This window comes from Neisseria sp. P0021.S005, from assembly GCF_051956955.1.
The window spans coordinates 1-1,553 of the sequence record NZ_JBQCWY010000706.1 but is presented as its reverse complement, the minus strand read 5'-3'; the positions used below and the strand labels follow the sequence as shown (position 1 = coordinate 1,553).

Here is a 1,553-nt window from a genome sequence, read left to right as displayed (position 1 = left end):
GCTTTACATCATATTGTCGAAAACAGGCGTAATGTTCAATTCCGCCTCTTCCATATCCAAAACCATATCGTGGATTTCGGTATCGAAAAATTCCCAAAAAGCCTTCAGGCTCATGTCTTGCGGCCATTTGCTTTTATCGATGTCCCAGCCTGCCAATTCGGCTTCAAAAATCTGCTGGTAGCGTTCGTCAAAATAGGAAATGACGGATTCGGGTTCGTCAAATTGCGGCACCAAGAATACGGAGCAGTTGGTACGCAGTTGCTCGACGGTCAAATCGGGCATATTCTCATCGGAGGATTTCAACCATTCCAAAAAACGGGCGGTCGGCTTCAGCACGACAGCAGTACGGTCAACAAAATACATTATTTTCAACTTTCAAAATCATTCAAACCGATCATGCCGTCTGAAATTTCAGACGGCCTAAGTTTAATGTGTCATCACCTGTTGCAGGAATTGTTTGGCACGCTCGTGTTTCGGATTGGTAAAAAACTCTTCCGGCGTTTCATCTTCCAGAATCTGGCCTTTATCGACAAAAATCACACGGTCGGCGACTTCGCGCGCAAAACCCATTTCATGGGTTACGCACATCATGGTCATACCGCTTTCCGCCAAGTCTTTCATCACTTTTAATACTTCGCCGACCATTTCAGGGTCAAGCGCAGAAGTCGGCTCGTCAAACAACATCACGCGCGGCTCCATCGCCAAACCGCGTGCAATCGCCACACGCTGCTGCTGACCGCCGGAAAGCTGGCCGGGCAGCGCGTCTTTTTTATGCGCCAAGCCGACGCGTTCCAAAAGCTCCATTGCTTTCTTTTCCGCCTCTTCACGGCTTTGGTTTTTTACTTTCATCGGAGAAAGAATAATGTTCTCCAAGACAGTCAAATGCGGATACAGATTGAAGCCTTGGAACACAAAGCCCACTTCTTCACGCACCTCGTTCAAATCGGTTTTCGGATCGGCAACATTGATGCCGTCCACCCAAATCTCGCCGCTTTCAATGCGCTCGAGTTGGTTTACCGTACGAATCAGCGTAGATTTGCCACTGCCTGAAGGGCCGCATACAACGACCACTTCGCCTTGTTTAACTTCCAGATTCACGCCGTTGATAACGTGCAAATCTTTAAAATGTTTGTGTACATTTTTGAATTTAATCATTATTTCTTTCCAAACTGCCAAAATTTTCGGGGCTTGAGTTGCGCTTGCCGCTGCCAAAGCAAAGGAATGGCCGTTTCCAGCTAAAAGCGGCAACTGACTATGCCACCGGAGATTTCGCCTTGATTGTACCGATTGACTTTAAATTGCTCTTCCCTATCGAGACGATGCCCGGTCAATATCCAAACTGCGCCGATAATTGCCGCTTCAAAACGGTGCTGCTTAGACGGCATATCCTTACTGGAAAAATACTGCACCAACTCGCACCACAAATATGAATCACCCAGAAACCCCCATTGAATAGGAGGTTGCTTAAAAATTGCCATCACTGTTTCAGACGGCCTTTTGAACCAGATAATTGCTCAATTCCACATATTTCTCGGCGGCAATGTGTTCTGCCC

Annotated in this window: 3 protein-coding genes; all 3 read right to left on the bottom strand. The window is 47.1% G+C overall.

The annotated features are described in order from the left end of the window. Window positions 1-3: 3 nt before the first annotated feature. Window positions 4-363 carry a hypothetical protein gene (locus ACTHUE_RS18540; RefSeq protein ID WP_036490466.1) on the bottom strand — a complete coding sequence of 120 codons (360 nt, stop codon included), beginning with the start codon at window positions 361-363 and terminating at the stop codon, window positions 4-6. A gap of 63 nt (window positions 364-426) precedes the next feature. Then, window positions 427-1,155 (bottom strand): amino acid ABC transporter ATP-binding protein, encoded by a 729-nt coding sequence (locus ACTHUE_RS18535; RefSeq protein WP_219088733.1) that lies wholly within the window; start codon window positions 1,153-1,155, stop codon window positions 427-429. 80 nt (window positions 1,156-1,235) lie between these two features. After that, a complete protein-coding gene (locus tag ACTHUE_RS18530; protein WP_440424141.1) occupies window positions 1,236-1,478 on the bottom strand; it encodes a hypothetical protein in 243 nt (80 codons plus the stop codon). Window positions 1,479-1,553: the final 75 nt, after the last annotated feature.